At 46.0% G+C, this 17,533-nt stretch carries 18 protein-coding genes and 15 tRNA genes; 3 read left to right on the top strand and 30 right to left on the bottom strand.

The annotated features are described in order from the left end of the window. Positions 1 to 70: 70 nt before the first annotated feature. A complete protein-coding gene (locus LCF57_RS16650; RefSeq protein ID WP_226001690.1) occupies positions 71 to 283 on the bottom strand; it encodes a hypothetical protein in 213 nt (70 codons plus the stop codon). Between the two features lie 162 nt (positions 284 to 445). Here LCF57_RS16650 and LCF57_RS16645 point away from each other — a divergent pair, with 162 nt between their 5' ends. Further along, entirely contained in the window at positions 446 to 748 is a 303-nt protein-coding gene (locus tag LCF57_RS16645; protein WP_226001689.1) for a putative quinol monooxygenase, read from the top strand. A gap of 957 nt (positions 749 to 1,705) precedes the next feature. Here the strand turns inward: LCF57_RS16645 and LCF57_RS16640 are convergent. Continuing rightward, complete coding sequence (locus tag LCF57_RS16640; RefSeq protein ID WP_226001688.1) at positions 1,706 to 2,500, bottom strand: TrmH family RNA methyltransferase; 795 nt, start codon at positions 2,498 to 2,500, stop codon at positions 1,706 to 1,708. Positions 2,501 to 2,564: 64 nt separating this feature from the next. Next, a complete protein-coding gene (locus tag LCF57_RS16635; RefSeq protein ID WP_226001687.1) occupies positions 2,565 to 3,227 on the bottom strand; it encodes a potassium channel family protein in 663 nt (220 codons plus the stop codon). Positions 3,228 to 3,391: 164 nt separating this feature from the next. Between LCF57_RS16635 and LCF57_RS16630 the strand changes: the two genes are divergently transcribed. Continuing rightward, a complete protein-coding gene (locus LCF57_RS16630) occupies positions 3,392 to 3,625 on the top strand; it encodes a small acid-soluble spore protein SspI (protein WP_025720316.1) in 234 nt (77 codons plus the stop codon). A gap of 154 nt (positions 3,626 to 3,779) precedes the next feature. Here LCF57_RS16630 and LCF57_RS16625 read toward each other — a convergent pair whose 3' ends face one another. The 3 genes from LCF57_RS16625 to LCF57_RS16615 form a co-directional block, all read right to left on the bottom strand. Beyond that, complete coding sequence (locus tag LCF57_RS16625; protein ID WP_226001877.1) at positions 3,780 to 5,360, bottom strand: peptide chain release factor 3; 1,581 nt, start codon at positions 5,358 to 5,360, stop codon at positions 3,780 to 3,782. 309 nt (positions 5,361 to 5,669) lie between these two features. Continuing rightward, entirely contained in the window at positions 5,670 to 7,226 is a 1,557-nt protein-coding gene (gene zwf, locus LCF57_RS16620) for a glucose-6-phosphate dehydrogenase (RefSeq protein WP_226001686.1), read from the bottom strand. 185 nt (positions 7,227 to 7,411) lie between these two features. Further along, positions 7,412 to 8,176, bottom strand: coding sequence for a YwmB family TATA-box binding protein (locus tag LCF57_RS16615; protein WP_226001685.1), 765 nt, complete (start codon positions 8,174 to 8,176; stop codon positions 7,412 to 7,414). Positions 8,177 to 8,420: 244 nt separating this feature from the next. Between LCF57_RS16615 and LCF57_RS16610 the strand changes: the two genes are divergently transcribed. Next, positions 8,421 to 8,894 (top strand): hypothetical protein, encoded by a 474-nt coding sequence (locus LCF57_RS16610; RefSeq protein ID WP_226001684.1) that lies wholly within the window; start codon positions 8,421 to 8,423, stop codon positions 8,892 to 8,894. A 77-nt stretch (positions 8,895 to 8,971) separates the two neighbouring features. Here the strand turns inward: LCF57_RS16610 and LCF57_RS16605 are convergent, their stop codons facing one another. The 24 genes from LCF57_RS16605 to LCF57_RS16490 all read right to left on the bottom strand — a co-directional run bounded on the left by LCF57_RS16605 (position 8,972) and on the right by LCF57_RS16490 (position 17,408). Beyond that, on the bottom strand, positions 8,972 to 9,622 hold the full coding sequence (locus LCF57_RS16605) for a response regulator (RefSeq protein ID WP_149034273.1): 651 nt from the start codon (positions 9,620 to 9,622) through the stop codon (positions 8,972 to 8,974). After that, the gene (locus LCF57_RS16600) at positions 9,600 to 10,679 is read right to left on the bottom strand and encodes a sensor histidine kinase (RefSeq protein WP_025718590.1); all 1,080 of its coding nucleotides are present in this window, start codon (positions 10,677 to 10,679) and stop codon (positions 9,600 to 9,602) included. Before LCF57_RS16600 ends, LCF57_RS16605 begins: the two co-directional genes overlap by 23 nt. 15 nt (positions 10,680 to 10,694) lie before the next feature. Then, entirely contained in the window at positions 10,695 to 11,342 is a 648-nt protein-coding gene (gene liaF / locus LCF57_RS16595; RefSeq protein WP_226001683.1) for a cell wall-active antibiotics response protein LiaF, read from the bottom strand. 147 nt (positions 11,343 to 11,489) lie between these two features. Beyond that, positions 11,490 to 12,194, bottom strand: a complete 705-nt coding sequence (locus LCF57_RS16590; protein WP_226001682.1) for a PspA/IM30 family protein — start codon at positions 12,192 to 12,194, stop codon at positions 11,490 to 11,492. Then, positions 12,194 to 12,679, bottom strand: a complete 486-nt coding sequence (locus tag LCF57_RS16585) for a PspC domain-containing protein (RefSeq protein WP_226001681.1) — start codon at positions 12,677 to 12,679, stop codon at positions 12,194 to 12,196. The genes LCF57_RS16590 and LCF57_RS16585 overlap by 1 nt, the downstream gene beginning before the upstream one ends. A gap of 7 nt (positions 12,680 to 12,686) precedes the next feature. Next, on the bottom strand, positions 12,687 to 13,355 hold the full coding sequence (locus LCF57_RS16580) for a PspA/IM30 family protein (protein ID WP_226001680.1): 669 nt from the start codon (positions 13,353 to 13,355) through the stop codon (positions 12,687 to 12,689). An 87-nt stretch (positions 13,356 to 13,442) separates the two neighbouring features. Next, complete coding sequence (locus LCF57_RS16575) at positions 13,443 to 13,754, bottom strand: LiaF transmembrane domain-containing protein (RefSeq protein WP_226001679.1); 312 nt, start codon at positions 13,752 to 13,754, stop codon at positions 13,443 to 13,445. 130 nt (positions 13,755 to 13,884) lie between these two features. After that, a complete protein-coding gene (locus LCF57_RS16570) occupies positions 13,885 to 15,108 on the bottom strand; it encodes an MFS transporter (RefSeq protein ID WP_226001678.1) in 1,224 nt (407 codons plus the stop codon). A 153-nt stretch (positions 15,109 to 15,261) separates the two neighbouring features. Then, entirely contained in the window at positions 15,262 to 15,813 is a 552-nt protein-coding gene (locus LCF57_RS16565) for a TetR/AcrR family transcriptional regulator (RefSeq protein WP_226001677.1), read from the bottom strand. 184 nt (positions 15,814 to 15,997) lie between these two features. Then, positions 15,998 to 16,076, bottom strand: a tRNA-Leu gene (locus LCF57_RS16560). 12 nt (positions 16,077 to 16,088) lie between these two features. After that, positions 16,089 to 16,163 (bottom strand) — tRNA-Cys (locus tag LCF57_RS16555). Between the two features lie 12 nt (positions 16,164 to 16,175). Next, positions 16,176 to 16,247, bottom strand: a tRNA-Gly gene (locus LCF57_RS16550). Between the two features lie 7 nt (positions 16,248 to 16,254). After that, positions 16,255 to 16,329, bottom strand: a tRNA-Gln gene (locus tag LCF57_RS16545). A 9-nt stretch (positions 16,330 to 16,338) separates the two neighbouring features. After that, a tRNA-His gene (locus tag LCF57_RS16540) sits at positions 16,339 to 16,411 on the bottom strand. Positions 16,412 to 16,428: 17 nt separating this feature from the next. Then, positions 16,429 to 16,502 (bottom strand) — tRNA-Trp (locus LCF57_RS16535). 7 nt (positions 16,503 to 16,509) lie between these two features. Continuing rightward, positions 16,510 to 16,595, bottom strand: a tRNA-Tyr gene (locus tag LCF57_RS16530). A gap of 4 nt (positions 16,596 to 16,599) precedes the next feature. Next, positions 16,600 to 16,675 (bottom strand) — tRNA-Thr (locus LCF57_RS16525). Between the two features lie 22 nt (positions 16,676 to 16,697). Beyond that, a tRNA-Phe gene (locus LCF57_RS16520) sits at positions 16,698 to 16,770 on the bottom strand. A gap of 37 nt (positions 16,771 to 16,807) precedes the next feature. Then, positions 16,808 to 16,884, bottom strand: a tRNA-Asp gene (locus LCF57_RS16515). 15 nt (positions 16,885 to 16,899) lie between these two features. Beyond that, positions 16,900 to 16,976: transfer RNA gene (locus LCF57_RS16510), tRNA-Met, on the bottom strand. 26 nt (positions 16,977 to 17,002) lie between these two features. Further along, positions 17,003 to 17,078: transfer RNA gene (locus LCF57_RS16505), tRNA-Val, on the bottom strand. A gap of 70 nt (positions 17,079 to 17,148) precedes the next feature. After that, positions 17,149 to 17,220 (bottom strand) — tRNA-Glu (locus LCF57_RS16500). Positions 17,221 to 17,237: 17 nt separating this feature from the next. Beyond that, positions 17,238 to 17,329 (bottom strand) — tRNA-Ser (locus LCF57_RS16495). A gap of 3 nt (positions 17,330 to 17,332) precedes the next feature. Beyond that, a tRNA-Asn gene (locus LCF57_RS16490) sits at positions 17,333 to 17,408 on the bottom strand. Positions 17,409 to 17,533 lie beyond the last annotated feature (125 nt).

Here is a 17,533-nt window from a genome sequence, read left to right as displayed (position 1 = left end):
TCTTAAGCCTTGGGATATCATGTTCCCCAGGTGATAGCCCGCTGTAAATAAATTCCTCAAGGAATGCCCGTCAATGTTGATTTTTAAAAAGCGCAGCGTATAAGCATACTAAAAGTTTATCGCTATTATCGGCTGCAAGATAAATGAACAAATCATCAGAGACCAGCTCCATTTGAGTCGGTCTCTCTTTCTTACCATACGATATACGAGCCGCACTCAACTTAGGATATAACATCTTAGAAGAAAGTGATTCATTCTCTTTTTCATTTTCTGAAGTAAACACTCTCCAATCCGCGTTCTCACTATATAATCTTTCGAGAGCACCTAATGCAGAGGGACTAGCTAGCGTCTTGAGACAAGAAGGAGTTAATGGTCACTACATGTCTGTCTACTGTAAATGAAACAAACAGTATTGATAATATGATAATCAAAGGGGAAATAAGGTATGAACAAATTTGGTTTGTATACAAAATTCATCGCTCACGAAGGTCAACGTGACACTCTGGTTAAAATGCTGTTGGAAGCTGCAAGTGGTATGGAATCAGTGGAAGGTTGCAATCTATATGTGGTAAACATTCCCGATAATGACCCTAATAGCATTTGGGTAACCGAAATATGGAGTGATCCTTCAACTCATCAAGCATCGTTGTCTTTAGACGAAGCAAAAGTACTCATCCAGAGAGCAAGACCGCTCATTGCCGGTATAGAGCAAATTAAACTTCCCCCGCAGGGCGGAAAAGGAATTTAGTTTTGTTAAACAAACGGGCCGATAGCAATAAACCACCAAAAAAATGCCGCCATCATTCAATGCCGACGTCTACTTTGTATATCACTCCAGCTAACCCTGCCAAAGTCTCAGATAAAGTAGCACCCATGAGAACAGCGACGAAAGTACGTTTGAGGCGTAAATTGGCTCCGTAAAGTGCAGGGTTCGGTAATTCCGAAGTATTTTCATTAATTATGACACCACACAGCACCATAGCGGTAAACACTCCAATTTTAACCTGTCGTGATGTGTTACAGTAAATCACGCTATTTTCGATAGTAGTTGGTTCATTTGAATTTCTTTCCTCATCGCTTCACGTACATCTGTTTTAGCTAGTTCCATTATTCATGTCTTACTAGATTTATTTTTCGAATTCTCGACAACTGTGTCCATCTCAATCGGATGACCACATGTCTGAAACGAACTTAAAAATATAATTGTAGAAGTCTTTGCGAGACTGAGTCCACTTAGTGTTCCATGAAGAGGTTCATTAATCGCTACACCACTTTAACTTCAATTTTACGATCTCCTAAATTTCCTGTTCGCTGAGACTTAGCTTTCGAAAGCCTTAGAATAAAATTGATTCAACATCAACTATTCGCACACAAAATATCCTATTATCGGAAATTACCGCATCTTCAAGTAGTAGCCAATCTAAATCAACACCGAAAAAGTCTTCATTCTTTCACCTGCTATACATAAAGTAAAAACGGCCCCGAAATAGACAGCTTTTCATCGGGACTGTTTAGGTTAGATATTAAGTTGTCCTATAGGGTAATTTTCCTTTTAGATAATGTTAGTCTCACTTCTTGTTATAAAAAATAGGCTGTCCTTTTTCGCCATAAAGGATATTGACTGTCTCATTTAGATGATATAAACAGTCTCATTTGATCATATAATTAGTCTCAATTGATGATATAACCCACATCTTATGTGCATTTAGCTATGGCTCCGCTGCCTCATCGCCTCAAATAGCAGCACCGTAGAGGCCATCGCTGCATTTAGCGATTCTGCTTGCCCCTGCATCGGGATGAATACCGATTCATTGACCATGCGTGCGGTGGCATCGGAAATACCTTGGCCCTCGTTGCCAATCACGAGCCAGGTGGATACACGCAAATCCACGGCATAGCAAGACAGGCTCGCGTCCAGCGAGGTGCTGATCAAGCGGGCTCCCTTGCTTTGAGCCTGCGGTAAAAGCTCCTCCAGGCTGCCCTCTATCACCGGCAGATGAAACAACGATCCCATGGTGGAGCGGATCGTTTTGGGGTTGTACAGGTCAGCGCAGCCGTGACCCAGTATAACGCCAGCAGCTCCGGCGGCGTCCGCACTGCGGATGATGGTGCCTACATTGCCGGGGTCCTGCACCCCGTCCAGCACCATCACCAGCGCATCCGGCTGCTCCAGCAATGCCGCGAATGCGCTGCGCTCCTCCTTACGCACGATGGCGAAGACGGACTGTGGCGTCTTCGTGTCGGTGCATTTGGCAATGACCGCCGCCGACACAGGAATCCATTCCACCGGCTGGTCGGCTTGGTCCAGGCCATTCAGCTCAGCGGGAATGCCCTTGTCCAGATCGTAAGCGATGCTTTCAACAGCCGCGTTCGAGCGCAGCGCTTCCTGCACCAGATGAATACCCTCGACAATATATTTATGCTGCCGTGTGCGATGCTTTTTTTCCAGCAGCTGCGCCCACTCTTTTACACGTGCATTGTTCGGTGAGATAATTTCCATACGTTATCCGTCCATTTCTTCAAAAATAAATGAGGCTTCACTTATACATAAATACCAGCCTCTCCTATGCAGCAAAAGCCAGCTCCAGCTTGGTCAGATCATCTTTATGACCCACAATAATCAGCACATCCCCCGATTCCAGCCGATCTTCCGCATAAGGCGAGATGTTCATTTCCTGATTTCTACGAATCGCCATTACATTGCAGCCGAAGCGTGCTCGTATATCGAGCTCCTTGAGATTTTTTCCAATCATGGAATCAGCTGCTTTCATCTCTAAAATACTGTAGTCCTTGGACAGCTCGATATAATCCAAAATGTTGGGAGATGTTAAATGATGGGCTACCCGCAGCCCCATATCCCTTTCAGGGTAAACGACCTTATCTGCACCAATTTTGTGCAGTACCTTCCCGTGCAGTTCGTTTTGTGCTTTGACCACTAGAGTCGGTACACCCATATCCTTAAGGATCAATGTCGTCAGAATACTGGCTTGTATATCTTCGCCAATCGCGACTACGACCACGTCAAAATTACGAATACCCAGCGCTCGCAGCGCCTCCTCATCCGTCGAATCGGCAGATACGGCATGCGTCACAATATTTGACATCTCCTGTGTACGCTGCTCGTCCGAGTCAATAGCCAGCACATCAAAACTCATCTCACTCAGTGCGGTGGCAATACTGGAACCAAAACGTCCCATACCAATGACCGCATACTGTTTTTTTGCCATTCCTTCTTTACCTCCCGATCACCATTCTGTCCGTCATAGTATAGCATAACACGCTACAAACATAAATTTTTACATTCTTATGCCAAATGCTTCTTTATGTATACCCAACAGTAGCACCAGCCATAATACACCTGATAACTACTACAACATACGGGGAGGTACACATGCCCATTACACTGGATTTACGACAAGCGATTGTTCACAAAGTTCACGGCAAATCAGAAGCTGATCTTACAGATATGATTATGGGGTCAGTGGATGGACCAGAGGCCGCTTTGCCCGGATTGGGTGTCATTCTTGAGGTTGCCTGGAAGCATATGAGCCCAAGCCAACAGCAGGAATTCGTCCATTTGGCACATGAACAAATTGATAAAATCAAACCCGTTCCACTGACATAGCTCCTGCCTGTCAATTCAAGTTCCTGTTTATAATCAGCCGTGCTTATTATTCTGCTCGTATTTGAAAATGAGAATAGTCCACTCGCCGTAACCTCGAGTGGACTATTCGTTGTATAGATCAAGCTAAGCTCAGTTTGAAATGCCGATTAAGCCTTTATGGAGCCATCTCCAAAAACTTGGCTGTCGGATTCTTCTCTATAGCCGTACGCATGGCATACTCGTTTTCGAACAAGGCGACATAATTCCCTTTTTTATCTTTTACCAGCGTAGAGTTAATACGAAACTTGCTCGGATCAATCTGTTCATCCACGATCCAGCGTGCAAATTGGAACGGCATACGCTGGAGCTGTACGTCTACTCCGTATTCGCCCTTCATGCGGTATTCAAATACTTCAAATTGCAGTTGGCCTACAACACCCAATAGCGTATCGTCGAAGCTTACCGTGCGGAACACCTGGATCGTGCCTTCCTCGGTAAGCTGATCAATCCCCTTCTGATACTGCTTGTGCTTTAAGGCATTTTTCACGGTAACCTTGGCGAAGATTTCAGGCGAGAAGGTCGGCAATTCATCAAATACGACCTCGCTGCCTTGACTGAGTGAATCACCAATACGGAAAATACCCGGATCAAACAATCCAATAATATCGCCTGGGAAAGCCTCCTCGACAATATCACGATCCTGTGCCAGAAACTGCTGCGGCTGGGACAGCTTAATCTCTTTGCCCATACGTACATGCTTTACACTCATCCCACGTTGGAACTTACCGGACACGATGCGCAAAAATGCGATACGGTCACGGTGAGCCGGGTTCATGTTAGCTTGAATTTTAAATACATAGCCGGTAAATTTCTCGTTTGTTGGCTCGATTTCCCCCGCTGTGCTGCGACGAGGCTCCGGTTTGGGAGCAAGCTGGAGGAAGTTTTCCAGGAACGTTTGCACACCAAAATTATTGATCGCACTACCGAAGAATACAGGTGTTAATTCTCCGCGCTGTACTTTCTCCATGTCAAATGGATCACCCGCTACATCAAGCAGCTCCAGATCCTGACACAATTGGTCATGCAGATATTCACCCGCCATCTCGCGAATGATCGAATCATTGTAATCCTCCACTTTTTGTACTTTAATCGTGGAATGATCATCTCCCTGAAACAGTTCGACCTGATTCTTGACACGGTCATAGACACCGCACAGATCCCGTCCTGTACCAATCGGCCAGTTCATAGGAACCGAACGGATACCAAGCACCTGCTCCAGTTCTTCCATCAGATCAAAGGGGCTGCGTCCCTCACGGTCCAGCTTGTTAATAAATGTGAAAATCGGTATTCCACGCTTCGCACAAACTTGAAACAGCTTGATCGTTTGCGCTTCCACACCTTTCGCCACGTCAATCAGCATGACCGCACTATCTGCGGCTGTCAACGTGCGATACGTGTCTTCACTGAAATCCTGGTGACCCGGGGTATCCAGAATATTAATACGATGTCCCATATAATCAAATTGCATAACGGAGGATGTAACCGAAATCCCCCGCTGCTTTTCAATTTCCATCCAGTCACTCGTCGCATGCTTGCTTGCTTTACGCGCTTTAACTGTACCCGCAAGACGAATGGCGCCCCCGAACAGCAGCAGCTTTTCCGTTAATGTCGTTTTCCCTGCATCCGGGTGAGAAATAATTGCAAACGTGCGCCGTTTGTCAACTTCCTGTTGAAGTATATCTGTCGTTTTACTCATTTCACATATCCCTTCATGATCAAATCCATTGCATTCCTTGCTCAAGCTATTCATAAAAAGGCCATGATGCACGCCTATTTTCATAAGTTCATCGGTGCTAACAACTCATTGCCGTTAGCTCCAGTACTCGGCGTACTCCGTCACCATATTCATTATAAATACGATCTTATTTACATGTTTTAGCCTGCCTTTAACTTATAATCAGTTGCAAACTGAAAACCTGAGACTAAGCTATTATAGCATACTCCGAACGCAAAGCATCCCCTTACATCCTGAACAGGACATAGGGGGATGCTGGACAAATCGGGATTACTGAGCGCCGCCTACCCGCCAGATGACATTATCTTCATCCTGACCGCTAACCGGCCACCACTTGAAGCCATCCTGCTCCAATAGCTTGTGAGCACCTTCCGGTCCCCATGAGCCGGCAGCATAGGTTTCCAGCGTATCCGGGGTTTGCTGCCATGCCTTGGCGATTCGGTCGACGAATCCCCAAGCCGTGGCAACCTCATCCCAACGTGTGAAGTACGTCGAGTCACCCTCAATCGCATCCATCAGCAACCGTTCGTAAGCCTCCGGTGAGTTGATGCCCACCATGCAGCTTTGGCAAAAGTCCATAGCCAGCGGCTCAATATCTGATTCGGAGCCAGGCTTCTTGGCATTGATTTTAATGTAAATGCCCTCCATTGGATTGACCCGAATGACGAGCAAGTTCGGCTCAAGCGTATGCTTTTGACCGAGATACACATTTGTCGGCATACTCTTAAATTCCACAACGATCTCCGTTGTTTTGACCGGGAGACGTTTGCCCGTGCGAATGTAGAACGGTACGCCCGCCCAACGGAAATTATCTACAAACACGCGTGAAGCAAAATAAGTCTCTGTGTTCGACTGTGGATCAACCTTATCCTCTTGACGATATCCGGGCAGCTGTTGGCCGCGATAGCTTCCTTCAGTGTATTGACCACGTACCACATTGGTTTGCACATCCTCAGTCGATTCAAAAGGACGCAGCGAACGCAGCACTTTTACCTTTTCATCACGGATATCCTCAGGCAACAAACGACTAGGCGGTTCCATCGCTATCATCGTCAGCATTTGCAGCATATGGTTCTGTCCCATATCGCGCAAGGCACCAGAATGATCGTAATACCCTCCGCGTTCCTCCACGCCTACTGTTTCACTAAGTGTAATTTGCACATTGGCAATATGCTTATTATTCCACAATGGTTCAAAGAAGGCGTTTGCGAAGCGGATAACCTCAATATTTTGTACCATTTCCTTACCAAGATAGTGGTCAATCCGATAAATCTCTTCTTCGGCAAATACTTCACGTATTTCAACGTTCAACTCTTGGGCAGATTCGAGGTTGTAACCAAACGGCTTCTCAATAACCAGACGATTCCAGCCTTTTCCATCCATCATACCGCCTTCTTTCAGGCTTTTCGACACACTTCCGAATAGCTCAGGAGCCAAGGCCAAATAAAACAACCGATTCCCCGGAATGTTAAACTTGTTCTCGATAGACTCCGTCTGCCGTCTCAGCTCATGGAAGCCCTCAACATTGTTGATATCCAGCGATTTATATTCAAAATGCTCGGCAAACGCCTGCCATTCTTGATCATTTTCTGCCTTGTAGCGACTAAACTCTTGTATGGAAGCGTACAAGTCATTACGGAATTCTTCCTCTGTGCGAGGGCGTCTTGCTACACCAATAACGGCGAAATCTTCAGCGAGCTTCCCTTCACGGTACAAACTGTAAATCGCAGGAAATAGCTTGCGGCGAGCCAAATCGCCAGTAGCACCAAAAATAAACAAAACTGCACCTTGCGTCACAACAGATTCTTTAACAGGTATGTCAGCCATGAAGTACCTCATTCTTCCCATGTCAAGATTCCGCAATCCACAATCCTCGAAATCCGCATGTAGTATTGTGTATATTTAAACAAGCATACTTGATTTTCGAAATACATGGAACTAAAGATTTGATGACATTTTAACATATCCGGCATGGATAAGCTATCCGATCAATCATAAATTTACCTTATAAGTCAGTATTCTATCGTAATGAGCGGAAACCCAAGTGTAAGACGTGTATCCTGCTTTTCCCCATCTTCATGCACCGCCATCTGCATATGGACCTGATGTTCACCACTTTGAATGCTTAACGGCAGCTCCGGAGCTTCATAGGATACAGCCACAGTAGTTGCATCTGTGTATCTTTCTTTGGCCTGCATGGGCAGGTTGGTTGCTAAGCCCTCCTCAGTTAGCTTCATCAGCTGATTTACGGATTTCTCTGAATGCAGTGAATGCTGAACGGCTGTGTTCCACTGCGCTTGTACTCCCACAGACTTTAGTAGCCCAGCGCAGAGCTTATGAAGACGGATCAGCTGCTCACGTCCTGCATCGCTGCTATCCAGTTGAACGACCACATACCATTGCTCAGGCTGCCGTTCCATCATGTTTAAACGCATATCAAGGTTCTCACTGTCACGAACAGAACGATATACCGTGTGCCCATTTTCTACAAGCCTGTTTACGGCAGGCATATTCAATTGATCGGCTATCTGTGCCGCTATAACCTCTGGATTTTCACCGTTAGCAGTCCAATCCCCTTGCCATTTCACAACCAGCTTATCCAGCTTACCGGGGGCCTGATCTGAGACGATTAATAATGATCGCAATGCTTCTTCTGCCTCACGGGAATCATATCGGGTCGTCTGAAGCGCTCCATAACGCCAGCCAGCCAGTACCAACACCGCTCCCAAGACTACGATAGCAATCATTCCTTTTTTAATCATCTCTGCTTTTAGCATTGTCGTTCCTCCCGGTTCATAACCATCCGTTCCCAAATACGCTCTGGGTATGTCCTTTTTCGGCTGGCTTGAAATCTATTAATCTATCAATATCATTCCCATTACCGGAGGTTCTATACGCACCAAAATACATCAATACCTTTTTAAAATATTCATCTGCCTAATGGGTGTTCGACCATACATCGTAGGCCCCGTGAGAATAAACTATGATCACAACGCATCTTATCCCAAAAGAGGTGAAATCATGTATCCCATCTATCCTGTAAATGAAGCCAGCGTGGCACCTCATAGCGGACGGCTGGTGTGTGCGGTTATGAATGATGGAACACGACACGTCGGCATCTTAAGCGGGTGCAGCAAAGGCAAGTTAATGTTGAACGGATATCCTTCCTTCTCACCCGGCAGTCTTTATGCCGGAAGCTATAGTAATAAGCGGGAACAACAAGCCAAGAGGGCATCCTCTAAGAAGAAAAAAAGAAATTCAAAAACCAAAGCAAATTCCTCTGCCAAACTAAATTCCTTAATTAAACCGCCCGATCAACCGCTAACTCCAGCCTACCCTTATAACGTGGGGGGACTGCCTGGGAGTGGCTACGGTGGATATGGAAATGGTGGATCAGGCTATAGCGGCGGGTACGGCAGATACGGCGGATATGGCTACGGGGCAGGGCTTGCACTTGATTTGGCTTTAATCGCCTTTTTATTCCTACTTATCTAAGCATTAGTGCATAGAACAAATAAAAACCGGAGGACTCATCTTGCCCTCCGGTTCTTTGTCTTCGTTTATTCTACATTCTACTCTGCTAATCCGTTTTTGTAGGCATAGATTGCCGCCTGTGTGCGGTCCTCCACGCCTAATTTGGCAAGAAGGTTCGTGACATGGAATTTCACCGTTTTAATCCCGATGATCAGCTCATCTGCGATATCCTGATTGGATTTCCCTTGTGCCAACAAGCGGAGTACCTCCATTTCACGATCTGTCAGTTCCGCATGCGCGGGTGCCTCAGCCTGTGGCTGGCGGAATCGATTCATCATCTTGGAGGCCACCTGCGACTCCAACACAGACTGCCCGCGTGCAGCTGCACGGATTGCATCCGCTATCTCGGATGCACGAGACGTTTTGAGCAGATAGCTGAATGCCCCCGCTTCAATAACGGGATACATTTTTTCATCGTCCAGATAACTCGTCAGCACAATAACCTTCGTCTCTGGAAGCAAACGCGTCACCTGGCGTGTCGTTTCGATGCCATCCATGCCATCCATCACCAAATCCATTAAAATCACATTCGGCTTGTATTCCGAAGCCAACCGTATGCCTTCTTCCCCGCTCCCAGCCTCGCCAACCACTTCTATGCCTTCTTCCGTACCCAGCACCGCCGCAAGACCAATCCTCACCATTTCATGGTCGTCTACCAGCAGTACGCTAATCGGTAATTCCGTTTCCATGATCATCGTTCCTTCCGCTTTCATCATTAATGACTGGCACCGACACCTCAATCCGTGTCCCTTTTCCCGGAGCCGTTATATACTGAATAGCTCCTCCAATCTCGCTGACCCGTTCCTGCATCGTGGATAATCCATATGAAGTCTGCTTTTTCTCATCCAGTTCAAATCCAACACCGTTATCCCGAATCGTCAAACGGATGGAATCCGGCCGTTGCACGATACGAATCTCCATGCGGCTTGCTTTGGCATGACGCAACGTATTAGACATGGCTTCCTGGACAATACGAAACAGGTGATTCTCAATGCCTTTAACCAACTGTACTCCGCTCTCCATCTCAAAATCAATCTCCATCGGCACCTTAGCCTGCAGTTCCTGTATCAAATCACGCAAGCCTTGCTCCAGTCGTTTCCCTTCCAGATAGACAGGCCGCAGATGAAGCAGTAGCGCCCGCATTTCGGATTGCGCCACGGAAGACATTTCTTCAATCAGCGCGACTTGACGCTGCGCTTTATCAAAATCCTTATCCAGCGTTCTGCCTACAGCCGTCGCCGTCATGGAGATAGCGAACAGTTGCTGGGATACAGCGTCATGCAGCTCTCTGGCCAACCGTTGTCGTTCCTCAACAATCGCAGTCACCCGAGCCTGCTCTGCCAGTTGGGCATTATTCGTGGACAACCGCTGCAATGACGTAACCTGCTCCTGCCATTTGCGCCCGATTCGCTCCAGCTGCTCACCCAGCCTGCCTAGCTCATCGTGGCCCAATGGCGGCAACTCACGTGCGGGGGTTCCCTTTTCCCACATTAGCAACGTCTCTCTCAGCATTTCCAGCCTGCTTTTGAAGCGGTAGCTCTCATAGAATCCGTACATGGCCCCCGTCCCGATCAGCACCAGTATTACGGCTCCTGCAAATTTCAATATCATTCCCCAGGTCGGGAAGGACTTCACATATCCATATGTATACAGCATATAAAAGACAACTACGCCTACAACAACACACAGGAGGATACCTTCACCCATACTGCGGGTTACCATGTTGGACGTTTTTTTATGACTCATCCCGGATCCTCCTGATCAATAAAATCGGACGCGCACATCGCCCGCCAAATATGAAACGACAAACTTCACTTTATATTCACTCTGTGCATAATTGGGTGACTTCCAAACCAAACGATTGAGCATACCCGCCTCATGATCACGGTCAAACTGAATCTGCCCGAACAACACGAACATCTCCACCTCTACACCGTAATTATCCGGCAACGTGATGTCAATATCACCGAAGATTCCCTGCAAAAATATAACGGGCTCATGTTCTTCTGGAAGAGCCAACGTCAAATCAGCATCCACATCCCCAACCACATGCCAAATACTTGTGCTGCGCAAGCTCCACGGCACTTCGTCCCATTTATGATTGGATATAAAATTGTGTTTGAATATGGAGCTTTGGCCTTTATGCAGCCTTCTGGAACGTGAATAGAACACAGCCAACGAGGCCAACGTGATCACCACAAACAAGAACAAATGATCCAACACCAACAGCCCGGCACCGGTTGCAAGCATCGTATAGCCCTTTTTGATTTTGGAATTGCGAATCTTATATATTCCAGCCAACATTAGGATCAGTGCAATCACGGAGAGGAAGCCAATCCACTGACCGAATAATATAATAACTCCGACGCCGATCCCTGCCAGTGCCAAAGCTGATTTTCTTCTCTCCATGCTGCACCCCCTTTTTGTTTATACAGGAAGGAAAAGCCATAGTGGCGCGATATACCGCCATATGGCTTCTCGAACCGTACAGATTGAGCACCGTCATTGACTGGTGCCCATCTATACAGCATATCATAATGTCTTGTTTCCGAGTAGTCAGTCCTTCTTAATATCTACTGGTTTAGCACCTGTTTGAATTTTGGACTTCAACTGTTGAAGCTGCTCATCCACTTTGAACTGTTTTTCAGCCTCTGCCGGGTTGACATATGCTTCCCCCGGTGCTTGACGGTAAGGAACACGCAGTACGTCTGCTTCTGCCTCCATTTGCATAATTTTTTCTTCCATGCGGTGGAAGCCCAGCGATGCAGACCCGCTTTCAATCGTATGCAAGCTATTGATTTGCGACATTTGCTTTTTGGCTTTCGCCATTTGAGCGCGGGATACCAGCTCATTACGCTTATTGCGCATTTTGTAGAATTCATCCTTCATGTCATGGAGCTGCTGTACCAATTCTTTGGCTTGAAGCTCAGCTTGTGTGTGCAAGTCACGGTATTCATCCTGCTTTTGCACAAAATAAATCTTCTCGCCCAGCAGCTTGCGTGCTACTTCTTCCTGACCATTCCGCAATGCAGATTCGGCTTGCTTTTCACGCTCATTGGATACACGCACGGCTTCCTCCAAACGCTGTTTCATACGACGTTCATTTGCCATTTGTTTGGCAACTGTTACCTCAGCCTCGTGAATTTCTGCCTCCATATCGCGCAAATACTGATTTAGCATAATAATCGGATCTTCCACTTTATCCAACACTTCATTCACCGATGCTCTTGTCATATCCTTCATTCTTTTAAAGATTCCCATTATTTACGTTCTCCCTTCTCGAATTGCTCTACTTTTTTACGTAACTCTTCCAGTTCCTTTTTCATTGCTTTTCTCTCTATATCTTCCATCATGGAATCAAGATCATCGTTGCGGCCTGTGTTATATTTGGATGAATGGCGCGCATCATGACCAAACGCATTCGAGTTGCCGTATGCTCCGCCCTGATTGTAACCAGTTCCCTGTCCATACTGCGATCTTGTACTATTACCGCCATAATAGCGTGGGTCCTGTTGGGCATATGGACCGCTATCCGGGCCAAATCCTCCATCAAAAGGAGATCTTGGCTCCTTGGAGATCACCAGCGCAGCAATCACATAAATCATAAATGTGGTACCTGCTGTAATAAAGAAACTGATCACAACCAGAATACGTATCCAAGTTGAGTCCATTCCTGTTGCGTCAGAAAGACCGCCACATACTCCCGTTAATACTCTATCCCGGCTTGATCTGTAAATTCGGGTCATAATCAACTTACTCCTTCCCGCTGTTGTTCAGCTTACTTTTCAATCTCGCCCACTCTTGTTCGAGCAGCGATCCACCGCTTTGATCATCCCGTATATGGTCCTCGCCCCGACGTAAATCACGCAGACTCATCGTTTCTGCTTCCATATCGGCTACCCGGTCTTCCAAGCGGTTGAACATTCGGGGAACATTTCGTCCACCGTATGTACCTGCCCGTTCGTTCATCTGCTGCTGGAGTCTCAATGTTTGTACACGTGCGGCATAATACTGACGCTTACTGTGTACCGTTTGATATTCTGTCTTTAATGTATCCAACTGCTGCTCCAATTCACGTAGTGATTCACGGCTCTGCTCCCACAGTTCTCTATACTGCTCTTCTTTTTCTGCATACAGCATTTTTTCCTGAAGGGCCAGCTTTGCCACGTGTTCTTCATCTGCTTTCAAAGCCAGTAGCGCCTGTTCCTCCCGTTTGGTCTGCATGGACAATGCATGATCCAACTGCTGCTTCATCTGTCTTGTATGCACTGCGTACTGCTGATGGAGTTTTTCCGCTTCGGCGATTTCCTGACGGGTATTATATAAAAACTGGTCAATCAGTTGCACCGGATCTTGACTTTGTTCCAAATGCTCATTAAAGGTTGCTACCGTAATATCACGCATTCTTCGAAACACACTCATTGGCGTCTGCTCCTTTCACATTTCGTATTTTCAACATTTTAATACTCGTTGTTTTCCTACAATTTTCTTCATTCATCGAGCTCTAGATCAGTAGCGTCTTCTGCGGTCACTCAGCATGGAAACCCCAAATATGATTAACCCGATTGCTAGCAGTGGCCCAATAAGCCAGGACAGTTTACCAAGTAAAATCAGTACGCCGAGCACAAGTACGATCCAGCCGAAGAGCGCATTTCCTCTTTTCACACCGTAGTAGCCCAGCATGATCATGGCCATCGGAATCAAGTAACCAATCAGATGTCCTACGAAGTGACCGAAAAACGGAGTAAACTTACCGAGCAGCATAATCGAACCTAACACGATCAATACAATTGCCAAGCTATTCCCTTTGTTAACTCTCATCATCTCTCACCGCCTTTCACTGTGTCTTGCTTATGTCCTTATTGTACGCTGATCAAGTGTTCGGCAAAACGGACTCCAGACGGTTTTCGAACCTAGACCTAAGTCTGGGATATATACAGACCTGCGACTATCAGCTTCTACGTTGTTCTGCTGCACGAGCTGTTGAGCGTGGCTCTCCCGCTTGCTTAAAGCGGAGTGAAAGAACGAGACACACCAATAATGCTACCGCTGCAACCATATAAGGCATATTTATATGAACATCAAACAGTAGCCCTGCAATCAGCGGTCCAATCACATTCCCCAAACTTGTATAGGAAGAGTTCATTCCTGCCACAAACCCTTGCTCATCCCCGGCCTGTCGCGATAAAGAAGTGCTTACTGCCGGACGAAGGATATCCATAGCCAGAAAAATAATGAAGGTCGTCAACATAATCATCGCGTACTTTTCAGCAAACAGGGTTAGAAAAATGAACAATCCCGCAGCAGCCAAACAGCTGTGAATTACTTTTTTCTCGCCAAAACGATTAATGATCCAGCCAAATATAGTTGCTTGAACAACCGCACCCAAAATGGAGCCTGTCGTTATAATGATTGCAATATCCATCGGTGTAAAACCATATTTATGGTCAACAAACAGTCCAAATACCGTTTCAAAGTTTGCCAGCCCAAATGCAACGACAAATACAATGAGTAAACCCATGAAATAAGGAGAACGATATGACTTGGCAAATTGCTGAAAAAGGTTTTCACTTTGACGGGGAAGCTCTCTATTGTATTGCTGTTTTTCTTTGCTTAAGGATTCTGGCAACACTAGCCATGACAAGATAGCGGCTATCCCTGCGGCTCCTGCGGCTGCAAGAAAGGGAATACGTATTCCATATGTGGCAAGCAAACCGCCAATCCCTGGTCCAATAATAAAGCCTGTGTTGATCGCTGCATTGATCATCCCCATTCCCTTGCCTCTTTCCTCGAATGAGGTCACATCAGCGACATAGGCCATAATAGAAGGAGTAAGAAGCGCTGCTCCTACCCCGCCCATGATTCGTGCAACAAACAAAATTTGAACAGAACTAGCAAGTCCAAAGACAAGCTCAGATAACATAAAAACGATCATACCAGAAACAATCAATTTTTTACGTCCATAACGATCAGACCACTTTCCCGATAAGGGTGATAATAAAAGCTGTGTCAGCGCAAAAGCTGCAACCATCAGCCCCATCGATGAGCCATTCATCCCTAGCTCACTTATGAACTTAGGTAAAACAGGTACAACCAAGCCGATCCCCATAAATGCCAAAAAAATATTAAGCATCAACAAAAGCATAGCTCCCCGGTTCCGCGTCAGTATAGACATATTTCCCACCATTCCTTTTCCGTATCTCTTTTATTTATGCCTCTTAAACTTGCTTGCCGTAATTTCGAAAACAATAAAACTTAAATTGTTTTATTAGTTTTCATATAAAAAAATAGCCTCTTCAAATATGTAACATATCGTTGAGGCCATTTTCTATTTTTCGACCAGTCCAAATAACAAAATATCTACAATAGAATAAATAGCATCCTCTACTGTGACGCTGTTATCCAGAAAAAAACGCTGATCGAGCGTTAAATTTATAGAATCAATGATAAGTCTCATGATGAGAGCCTCATTTTTGTTTACAATTATCCCATCCCGGATGCCCTGCTGAATTAATGTTCTGATCTGGGGCCAATCATTCAAATCGGTATGCACTTTTTTCCAATGCTCAGGATAATATTTCTTCATTTGATCCAGTATTCGTAGATCATAAAACTCATAATATTGTGGTATAACCCTAATCGACTGCTTAATCTTCTCTAACAAAGTTAATTGATCGTTACCGACAATTTGCTCGGTTTTTCGAATCATATCATCATTCGTACGCTCTATGAGCGTTTCTAAAATGAGTGTTTTGGACGAAAAATGTTCATATAAGGTACGCTTACTAATAGCAAGTCTTTTCGCAAGATCATCCATGGTAAACTTCAAACCATTTTCATGCGCTTCCTCTACAAAAGCTTCCAAAATCCTTTCCTTCATACTCATCCCTCATTCCTTTACACTCAACAAAACCAAAAATGTTTTTCCAGTACCAACATCCTACTATACTAATAGGGACCCGTCAAATTTATTATCCACGTTACTCTTAATGTGGGAATCATAAATACGAATAATAAAAAGGATGATAAAAATGCTCCTAAGCACTTTTATCATCCTTTATGTATACCGGCGAGAGGACTCGAACCTCCACGGTTTCCCACTCGATTTTGAGTCGAGCGCGTCTGCCATTCCGCCACGCCGGCATATTCAAATTATGGAGGCGCCACCCAGATTTGAACTGGGGAATAAAGCTTTTGCAGAGCTTTGCCTTACCACTTGGCTATGGCGCCAGAGTATAACAAAGCGGACGACGGGAATCGAACCCGCGACCCTCGCCTTGGCAAGGCGATGCTCTACCGCTGAGCCACGTCCGCATAAAGATGGCTGGGGATATAGGATTTGAACCTATGCATGACGGAGTCAAAGTCCGTTGCCTTACCGCTTGGCTAATCCCCAATACTAAAGGGCGGCCGATGGGGCTTGAACCCACGAATGCCGGAGTCACAGTCCGGTGCGTTAACCACTTCGCCACGACCGCCACAGGTAATGAATATTTGGCAGGGGCAGCAGGAATTGAACCCACACCAACGGTTTTGGAGACCGTTGTTCTACCTTTAAACTATGCCCCTATAAAACTGGTGGAGGATGATGGATTCGAACCACCGAACCCGTAAGGGAGCAGATTTACAGTCTGATGCGTTTGGCCACTTCGCTAATCCTCCACAATGGTGCCGGCGAGAGGACTTGAACCCCCAACCTACTGATTACAAGTCAGTTGCTCTACCAGTTGAGCTACACCGGCACAAAAAATATTCATTTAAAAGTGGCTCGGGACGGAATCGAACCGCCGACACGAGGATTTTCAGTCCTCTGCTCTACCGACTGAGCTACCGAGCCTTATAATAAGGCTCTTCTTTAAACAATGTATTACTAATGGCGGAACTGACGGGATTCGAACCCGCGATCTCCTGCGTGACAGGCAGGCATGTTAGGCCTCTACACCACAGTTCCATAATAAAATTTAATTGGTTGCGGGGGCAGGATTTGAACCTGCGACCTTCGGGTTATGAGCCCGACGAGCTACCGAACTGCTCCACCCCGCGACAGTAATAAGTATTAATTTTTCAAATGGTGGAGGCTGAGGGGATCGAACCCCCGACCCTCTGCTTGTAAGGCAGATGCTCTCCCAGCTGAGCTAAGCCTCCACAATTGGAACACTTCTTATATAATACCATAATGAACTTTTTATTTCAAGCTCTTTATGGATTTTTTTTATGACCCGTAGGGGATTCGAACCCCTGTTACCTCCGTGAAAGGGAGGTGTCTTAACCCCTTGACCAACGGGCCATACAATAAAATAATTCTGGCGGAGAGAGAGGGATTCGAACCCTCGAGACGCTTTTGGCGCCTACACGATTTCCAATCGTGCTCCTTCGGCCAACTCGGACACCTCTCCATATGGCTCCCCGAACAGGACTCGAACCTGTGACAACTCGATTAACAGTCGAGTGCTCTACCAACTGAGCTATCAGGGAATATTAAGCATTGTTTCAAGGTTACACCCTGAAAACTGGATCCGAAACTTCATTGCGTCTTATCTTTAGGATAAGCCCTCGACCGATTAGTATTGGTCAGCTCCATGCATTACTGCACTTCCACC

It is taken from the genome of Paenibacillus sp. BJ-4 (assembly GCF_020404765.1).
Lineage (GTDB): Bacteria > Bacillota > Bacilli > Paenibacillales > Paenibacillaceae > Paenibacillus.
Note: the sequence above shows the minus strand (reverse complement) of the source record. Positions and strands in the feature narration are given on the sequence as shown.

What these genes read in the sequence shown, in the direction of transcription:
- LCF57_RS16565 (WP_226001677.1), bottom strand. Translation starts at nt 15,813, where the DNA reads ATGAAGGAAAGGATTTTGGAAGCTTTTGTAGAGGAAGCGCATGAAAAT.
- LCF57_RS16615 (WP_226001685.1), bottom strand. Translation starts at nt 8,176, where the DNA reads ATGCTAAAAGCAGAGATGATTAAAAAAGGAATGATTGCTATCGTAGTC.
- LCF57_RS16575 (WP_226001679.1), bottom strand. Translation starts at nt 13,754, where the DNA reads ATGAGAGTTAACAAAGGGAATAGCTTGGCAATTGTATTGATCGTGTTA.
- LCF57_RS16585 (WP_226001681.1), bottom strand. Translation starts at nt 12,679, where the DNA reads ATGACCCGAATTTACAGATCAAGCCGGGATAGAGTATTAACGGGAGTA.
- LCF57_RS16625 (WP_226001877.1), bottom strand. Translation starts at nt 5,360, where the DNA reads ATGAGTAAAACGACAGATATACTTCAACAGGAAGTTGACAAACGGCGC.
- liaF (WP_226001683.1), bottom strand. Translation starts at nt 11,342, where the DNA reads ATGGAGAGAAGAAAATCAGCTTTGGCACTGGCAGGGATCGGCGTCGGA.
- LCF57_RS16645 (WP_226001689.1), top strand. Translation starts at nt 446, where the DNA reads ATGAACAAATTTGGTTTGTATACAAAATTCATCGCTCACGAAGGTCAA.
- LCF57_RS16580 (WP_226001680.1), bottom strand. Translation starts at nt 13,355, where the DNA reads ATGAGTGTGTTTCGAAGAATGCGTGATATTACGGTAGCAACCTTTAAT.
- LCF57_RS16610 (WP_226001684.1), top strand. Translation starts at nt 8,421, where the DNA reads ATGTATCCCATCTATCCTGTAAATGAAGCCAGCGTGGCACCTCATAGC.
- LCF57_RS16600 (WP_025718590.1), bottom strand. Translation starts at nt 10,679, where the DNA reads ATGAGTCATAAAAAAACGTCCAACATGGTAACCCGCAGTATGGGTGAA.
- LCF57_RS16570 (WP_226001678.1), bottom strand. Translation starts at nt 15,108, where the DNA reads ATGTCTATACTGACGCGGAACCGGGGAGCTATGCTTTTGTTGATGCTT.
- LCF57_RS16640 (WP_226001688.1), bottom strand. Translation starts at nt 2,500, where the DNA reads ATGGAAATTATCTCACCGAACAATGCACGTGTAAAAGAGTGGGCGCAG.
- zwf (WP_226001686.1), bottom strand. Translation starts at nt 7,226, where the DNA reads ATGGCTGACATACCTGTTAAAGAATCTGTTGTGACGCAAGGTGCAGTT.
- LCF57_RS16590 (WP_226001682.1), bottom strand. Translation starts at nt 12,194, where the DNA reads ATGGGAATCTTTAAAAGAATGAAGGATATGACAAGAGCATCGGTGAAT.
- LCF57_RS16630 (WP_025720316.1), top strand. Translation starts at nt 3,392, where the DNA reads ATGCCCATTACACTGGATTTACGACAAGCGATTGTTCACAAAGTTCAC.
- LCF57_RS16605 (WP_149034273.1), bottom strand. Translation starts at nt 9,622, where the DNA reads ATGGAAACGGAATTACCGATTAGCGTACTGCTGGTAGACGACCATGAA.
- LCF57_RS16635 (WP_226001687.1), bottom strand. Translation starts at nt 3,227, where the DNA reads ATGGCAAAAAAACAGTATGCGGTCATTGGTATGGGACGTTTTGGTTCC.